Below are 6,406 nucleotides of genomic sequence, written 5' to 3'. Positions count from 1 at the left end.
TGGTTGCCTGGCTGGGCGTGCTCCGATACTCTCTGTACCATGATCCAACAACTGACGATTCTGATGTACCATTACGTGCGTGACGCCGAGGCGACGCCGTATCCAGGGATCAAGGCTCGGTCGGTCGGCGGGTTTCGCGGGCAGATTGAATATGTGCTGCGGCATTACGAGCCGATCGGCGCGGCTGAGCTGGTTCGGGCGGTTCGGGACGCGAGCTTTCGACTGCCGCGGAATGCGGTTCTGCTGACGTTTGACGATGGGTATCGCGACCACTTTGAGAATGTGTTGCCGATTTTGCGGGAGCACAAGCTGAGCGGCGTGTTCGCACCCGTGGCGCGGTCGGTCATCGAGGGCCGGGTGCTGGATGTGAACAAGATTCACTTCATCCTTTCGGCAACGTCCGATAACGTCAGCAGGGCGGTGGACGAGCTCTTCTCGCTGGTCGATCGCCACCGCGACGCGCACGGCCTGCGGACGAATACGGAGTACTGGGATGAACTGGCTCACCCCAACCGGTTCGATCCGGCTGAGGTCATCTTCATCAAACGGATGCTCCAGCGGGACCTGCCCGAGCAGCTTCGCGCGGAGATCACCGATGAGCTGTTCCGCAAATACGTGACCGACGACGAGCGTGTGTTCGCAGCTGAGCTGTACATGAGCCGCGAGGAACTGCGGGCGATGATCGCCGCGGGCATGACCGTGGCGAATCACGGCTACGATCACTACTGGCTGGCGAGTCTCCCCCCCCACCACCAGGCCGAGCAGATCCGCCGGTCGATGGCGTTCATGACCGATCTCGGCGTCGACGGCTGCGATTGGTTTATGACCTATCCTTATGGGTCGTGCAACGATTCGCTGCTGGAGATACTGCGGACCAGCGGATGTTGCGCCGGGTTCACCACACGTTTCGCGGTGGCCACGGGCGAGGACTGCCCGCTGCGATTGCCGCGTCTAGACACGAACGATTTGCCGACGCGGGCGGACGCCGAACCGGTCGAATACACGCGGCAGGTCACATCATGAGTTCATAAGGACCATCGTGTCGGGCGGTCCATGTCGCCGTCGGATTTGACGAGGTAGGTTTGGTCGAAGGCGATGGGGTTGGCGTCGCCGTTGATCCTGATGAATGCGTTGATCGCAGCCACGTCGTGGCGGACCGGCGAGAAGAGTTCGGGCAACTGGGCCAGCGGCTGCTGCTCGCAGCGCTGGCGAAAACCCGCGGCGGCCAGGATCGGTTCGAGGACGCGGCTTGAGCACTGGAAATCCGCTGCGATACCGCCCTGCCGGTGGGCCCAGGCCAGGACGCTGCGAAGCAGGTTGATCATGCTATCCGGTGCGTCGCCGGGCGTCGGCAGGAGTTCGATGATCCGCAAGACTGCCCTTCCCTCCAATTCCGGGTGCAGGGGATGTGAAGCCTTCTCGCAACGTCCGATAACATAGCTGCCGTGCGGCGAGCCGAACATGCGGTATGAAAAGGCAACCGCGTCGCGATATCGCCAGGCCCAAAACTCCTCAGTTCGCTCCAGCGCCAGCCGCCAGCGCGATCCGGCGTCGTACCAGAACTCAGCCAATTCGGCCGGCTGGATCGTCTGTGGTTCGACTGGCGAAGCGTCATCAAGCCCTAAGCCGCCAAACCACTCCTGGATGTCCCCCCTGCCGTTTTCGGGCAACTGCTTCAGAAGGAGCGGATATGCCTGCGGGTCCAGCGGAACGGCGTAGCGGTGCAGCGAGTCAAGCTGCCGATAGCCCGCAGCGGTGTAGAACCGGCTGACGTGCGGGTTGACGCCGAGGCAGACGCTGACTTGCGACTCCCCCACCACCGCGTTGAAGAGCTCAATGCCGAGACCCTTCGGCCGATGGTCCGGGTGCACTACCCACAGCGCCAGGGCTGATCCGGCGACCTGTTGGCCGTCGAGCCGATACAGCCCCGGGATCGCGCCGAGAAACCCCACGATCGCATCGCCGACAACCGCGATCCGCGACGCATTCACGCCCGCCCGCGGTCCAAAGCCTTTGTACTGCCAGAAGAACAACTCCCGCTGTGTAACCGGATGATTGGCCTGCCAGTGTTCGTTGAGGAACGCCACGAGGGCGGGCCACCAGGAGTCGTCAAATGGAATGATCCGCGGTTTCATCTTGCCCGCTGTGCGTTGGTCAGTTCGCCACCTGCCGCTGCGGTTGGGTCTCCAGCGTTCCGGGTTGATACCGGCCGAAGAGGCGGCCCCACTGGCTGTTGGCGAGCCACTCGTCGACCACGGCTTTGCCGCGGAACGGGTACCAGAACCGGTCGTGATAGATCGCCGAACCGAAGATGAACGAGTAGACGATCGGCGTGTGGAACATCAGGGTCTGGAGCCACCGCAGCGGCCCGAACCAGAAGAGCTTGCCGACGCTCGATGCGGCGTTGTCGCCGGTGCAGAAGCCCCACGACTCAGCCGCGGCGTCGGCGTCGCCGACGATCTCGATCTCGGAGAACCGTCCGACGCCCAGGCCGCGTTCGTGGGCCAGGCGGATGAACTTGTAGTCCATCGGTTCGAAGCCCATCATCTTGGCCGCCACGGCGTCGATGGCCACGCAGTCGTCCGAGGCGAGCATCACGTTCTTGGCCACCGGGATCATCGTCCGCGGGCCCGGCCCGTTGCCGGCGGTCGTGCCGTCCATCACCGAAAAGACGCCGGTGTGAATTTCCTTCTGGATCGCCAGCAGGTCAACCAGCGTTTCGTGGATTTGCGAATGGCAGTAGTGCCGGCGGTTGTCAAGCAGGCCGCCGAAGGCGTTCTTCATCGAGCCGGTGGTATTGGTGTAGATGTGACACTTGACCGTCGGCAGGTGGACGACGTTCTTGCCGTGGAAGTAGTTCGGGATGCGGATGCCCTCCGGGAAAATCTTGTCGAGCACGAGCATCGGCGACTTCGGCTCGTAGACCTCAAACCGCATATCCGACGGCCGGAAGTTGTAGCGGATGGGCACGCCGTAGTGCTCGCAGACCGGCCGCTGCTTGTTGTACATCTCGCCGCGCTCGGCGCTGGTGACGACCGTCTGGTTCTCGACGCACACCAAGTCATCGAACCCAGCCGCCCGCAGCCCCAGGATCGTTCCCTCAAGCTGCCACGGCGTGGTGTTGGCACCGGGGTACATCAGGTGCCACGAGAGGTTGTTCTTGAGGATCGTCGTCGCCGACCGGTCCAGCGCGCCGGCCACCCCGGCCAGTTCCATGCACCGGCGGATATCGGCCAGAACCGTCTCGGGCCTCGTCCTGACGACCGCGACTTTACTGCTCATCGGCGACCTCCGTACTGGTGTTGATGACCCATGAATTATACGACAGAATGGGCCGCAGTTCTCCACCTTTTACGGCTGGATGAGCCGAATCAATCCTTTCTCAGGCGAATTCGAGGCACCGTCTGCGGTAGTGCAGATAATCCTCGTACGGCACCTCCTCGGGCACGCCGTGGTCGCAGGTAGGGATATAGCCGCCGCGCTTTTGCATGGCGGGGAAGATGCGGTCGACCATGCGGTCGATGGCGTTCTTGCCCTGGGCCAGAACCCGCTTGTCGACTCCGCCGTGGATGAGCAGGTCGGGCCATTGCCGACCGACTTCGATCACGTCGCATCCGGAGGCCACCTCGAACGGGCTCATGTAGTCCATCCCGATTTCGCGGTAGACGTCGATGACGGGCACGGCGAACCCATCGGTGTCGATCTGAATATACAGGCGCCGCGAGCGGTCGATCTGTCGGCTGCGAAGGTTTGCGATGAGCTGCTGATAGTACGGGAACAGAAACTCCCGCATCATCTCGGGCGAGATCAGCGGCCCGTGGTTGTAGCAGATGTCCTCAGCCAGAAAGAACTCGTCGATCGTCACGTGTTTCTGATGGCGGGCGATCACCGCGTCGGCCAGTTCCAGCCACGTCTTCATGCACGCGTGGATCAGCTCCGGCTGATCGTGGAAGGCGTATAGCAACTCCTCCGGGCCGATCAGGCTTCGCAGATACATGTAGCCGCCGACCAGGTTCTGGCAGATGATGTGGCCCTGCCGCGCCTCGTCGGCGGCCTGGGCCATTCGCTTTTCGAGGTCGGCGTACCGCTGCGGCGTGGCCGGGTCCATCCGCCAGCGGCAGTGTTCTTCCCACGTCGCCATGTCCTTGACCGGATGATCCAGGTATTCCGGCATGAACCCGTCGCGTCGGCCCTTGAAGTAGAGCACGTGCCGACCGGCCCAGTCCTGGACCACTTCGTAATCGCCGCGGTCCTCGATGACTCGCGTCTCGAACGCAGGCACGAAGCCCGCTTCGCACCAGCCAAGCTGCCCCAGATAGTGCTTGGCCGGCGGGTCATAGCCGAAAAGCTCGTCCATCGGCACGTCCTGCGGCATGCCCTGCCGCTTCCATGCCTCCAGGCAGTAGAACCCGAACTCCCGCTGATAGAGCGGGGCGCCGGGCTTGCGTTCGTAGAAATCGCGGAGCTTTCGCGCGGCGGGCGTCATCTGGTCGCGAGGCACCGGGGCTCGAACACCGTCGGTAACGTTCATCGGGCACTCCTTCATATCGGGTCGCCAGTCATACAGCATACACTATACGGCACGCTAGCTCTGAATACGATGCGTAAACGGGAATAATCTATACATATTTCGGTAATTCGGGTACTCTGGAGGCATGTGGAACGACTGTTCGATCACACGCTCGCCGCAGACCGCGGCGGGCCTGGCCCTCCAGGCCGTCTGGTCGGTCAAGGCCGACGACTCGTACGACGTCCGGCCGCGCCCGTCGGATGGGCGCAGCGGCCTGGTCGTTCTGCGCACGCTGGCGGGCCAAGGGGCCCTCGAGTCGGATGACTTCGGGCCGCTGACCGTCGAGGCCGACACGCTGCTGCTGTTCGATCACCCTCGTCTGCGGCGGTACCGCTGTCTGGGCGGACGGTGGGACTTCTGGTGGTTCGAATGCTTCGTCGAGGGCGAGCTCGGCGTGCCGCTGGATCGGGTTTTGCGAGTGACGGCCCACCAGCGCGACGTTGAGGACGTCAGCGACTGCATGGCCCTGCTCCGCAAGACCGGCCGGTCCTCACGACGCTGCGCCTCAGCATACCTGTCGCTGATGCTTCACCGCTGGGTCGATCGGCAGCGTCAGGACGGCAAACCCCAGCCGCACCAGCGGGCGATCGCCCGCGTGATCGAGAAGATGCACGCCGACCTTTCGGGACGGGTGGGCCTGCGGGAATGGGCTGAGGCGGCGGGCCTGGGTGAGCGGCGATTTCGCCAGGTTTTCCTCCAGACCACGGGCAAGACGCCGAAGCGCTACTACGATGATCTGCGGCTCGGCATGGCCGTTGAGTTTCTGCGGATGGGCCATTCGGTGTCGCAGACCGCTGGGAAGCTGGGGTTTTCCAGCCCGTTCCACTTCAGCAGCGCATTTTCCCGTCGTTTCGGCGCGCCGCCGTCGCGCTACGGCCGCTGAACTCAGCGGAGTTCCACGGCGGTCTTGCCGGACTTGATCCGGCCGATCCGGTAGACCTGCTCGCCGGCGCGGCGGAGCTGCCGGGCGATCGAATCGGCGAACGTCGGCCGCACGATCATCACAAAGCCGATGCCCATGTTGAACACGCGGAACATCTCCTCGCGCTCGACCGGTCCCTGCGACGCCAGCAGGTCGAAAATCTCCGGCACGGGCCACGAATCCGTCTCGATTAGCGCCTGGCAGTCCTTCGGCAGCACGCGGATGACGTTGCCCGGCAGGCCGCCGCCGGTGATGTGGGCCATGCCGCGGACCGCCTGCTTGACCCGGTAGTAGCGGAGCACCGATAGCACCGGCTGCACGTAGATCCGCGTCGGTTTGAGCAATTCGTCCGCGGCCGTCGCGTCCAGCCCCGGCAGCGGATCGTCAATCCGCAGTTGCAGCTTGTCGAAGATGATCTTGCGAGCGAGGCTGTAGCCGTTGCTGTGCAGGCCGCTGCTGGCGAGGCCCAGGATGACGTCGTCCGGCTCGATCCGCGATCCGTCGATGGTCTTGTGCAGTTCGAGCACGCCGACGGAGAATCCCGCCAGGTCGAAATCGTCCTTTTCGTACAGGTCGGGCATCTCGGCCGTCTCGCCGCCGATCAGGGCGCAGTCGGCCTCCTGACAGGCGCGGCTGATGCCTTCGACCAGTTCCACCGCCCGCTCCGGATCAAGCCGCCCGACCGCCAGGTAATCCAGGAACAGCAGCGGTTCGGCCCCGGTCGCCAGCAGGTCGTTGACGTTCATCGCCACCAGGTCAATGCCGATGGTGTCAAAACGTTTGGCCATTTGGGCGACGAGCAGCTTGGTGCCCACGCCGTCCGTGCACGCGACCAGCACCGGCTTGCGGTAGTTCCGCTGAAAGAGCTTCTCGTGATAGTCCAAGCGGAACAGCCCGGCGAAGCCCCCTACGCC

General features: G+C 63.8%; 6 protein-coding genes. 2 read left to right on the top strand and 4 right to left on the bottom strand.

The window, feature by feature from the left end; genetic code table 11:
* Positions 1–39: 39 nt before the first annotated feature.
* Positions 40–1,023 carry a polysaccharide deacetylase family protein gene (locus GXY33_14415; GenBank protein ID NLX06328.1) on the top strand — a complete coding sequence of 328 codons (984 nt, stop codon included), beginning with the start codon at positions 40–42 and terminating at the stop codon, positions 1,021–1,023.
* A 2-nt stretch (positions 1,024–1,025) separates the two neighbouring features.
* On the opposite strand, the gene GXY33_14410 is transcribed toward GXY33_14415, so the two are convergent.
* From GXY33_14410 to GXY33_14400, 3 genes are all read right to left on the bottom strand, one after another.
* Positions 1,026–2,135 carry a GNAT family N-acetyltransferase gene (locus GXY33_14410; GenBank protein ID NLX06327.1) on the bottom strand — a complete coding sequence of 370 codons (1,110 nt, stop codon included), beginning with the start codon at positions 2,133–2,135 and terminating at the stop codon, positions 1,026–1,028.
* A gap of 19 nt (positions 2,136–2,154) precedes the next feature.
* On the bottom strand, positions 2,155–3,282 hold the full coding sequence (locus GXY33_14405) for a DUF362 domain-containing protein (GenBank protein ID NLX06326.1): 1,128 nt from the start codon (positions 3,280–3,282) through the stop codon (positions 2,155–2,157).
* Positions 3,283–3,382: 100 nt separating this feature from the next.
* Positions 3,383–4,546, bottom strand: a complete 1,164-nt coding sequence (locus tag GXY33_14400; protein NLX06325.1) for a hypothetical protein — start codon at positions 4,544–4,546, stop codon at positions 3,383–3,385.
* Between the two features lie 109 nt (positions 4,547–4,655).
* Here GXY33_14400 and GXY33_14395 point away from each other — a divergent pair, with 109 nt between their 5' ends.
* A complete protein-coding gene (locus GXY33_14395; protein ID NLX06324.1) occupies positions 4,656–5,453 on the top strand; it encodes a helix-turn-helix transcriptional regulator in 798 nt (265 codons plus the stop codon).
* Between the two features lie 2 nt (positions 5,454–5,455).
* On the opposite strand, the gene GXY33_14390 is transcribed toward GXY33_14395, so the two are convergent.
* Positions 5,456–6,406, bottom strand: a 951-nt coding sequence (locus GXY33_14390; protein ID NLX06323.1) for a phosphoribosylformylglycinamidine cyclo-ligase, incomplete at its 5' end; no start/stop codon positions are given.

The organism is Phycisphaerae bacterium, assembly GCA_012729815.1.
In the GTDB taxonomy this organism is placed as follows: domain Bacteria; phylum Planctomycetota; class Phycisphaerae; order JAAYCJ01; family JAAYCJ01; genus JAAYCJ01.
This window is presented reverse-complemented; position numbering and strand designations above follow the sequence as displayed.

Bases quoted from the DNA above. Each gene is read 5' to 3' on its own strand.
- GXY33_14415 (NLX06328.1), top strand. From the start codon at position 40: ATGATCCAACAACTGACGATTCTGATGTACCATTACGTGCGTGACGCC.
- GXY33_14410 (NLX06327.1), bottom strand. From the start codon at position 2,135: ATGAAACCGCGGATCATTCCATTTGACGACTCCTGGTGGCCCGCCCTC.
- GXY33_14405 (NLX06326.1), bottom strand. From the start codon at position 3,282: ATGAGCAGTAAAGTCGCGGTCGTCAGGACGAGGCCCGAGACGGTTCTG.
- GXY33_14400 (NLX06325.1), bottom strand. From the start codon at position 4,546: ATGAAGGAGTGCCCGATGAACGTTACCGACGGTGTTCGAGCCCCGGTG.
- GXY33_14395 (NLX06324.1), top strand. From the start codon at position 4,656: ATGTGGAACGACTGTTCGATCACACGCTCGCCGCAGACCGCGGCGGGC.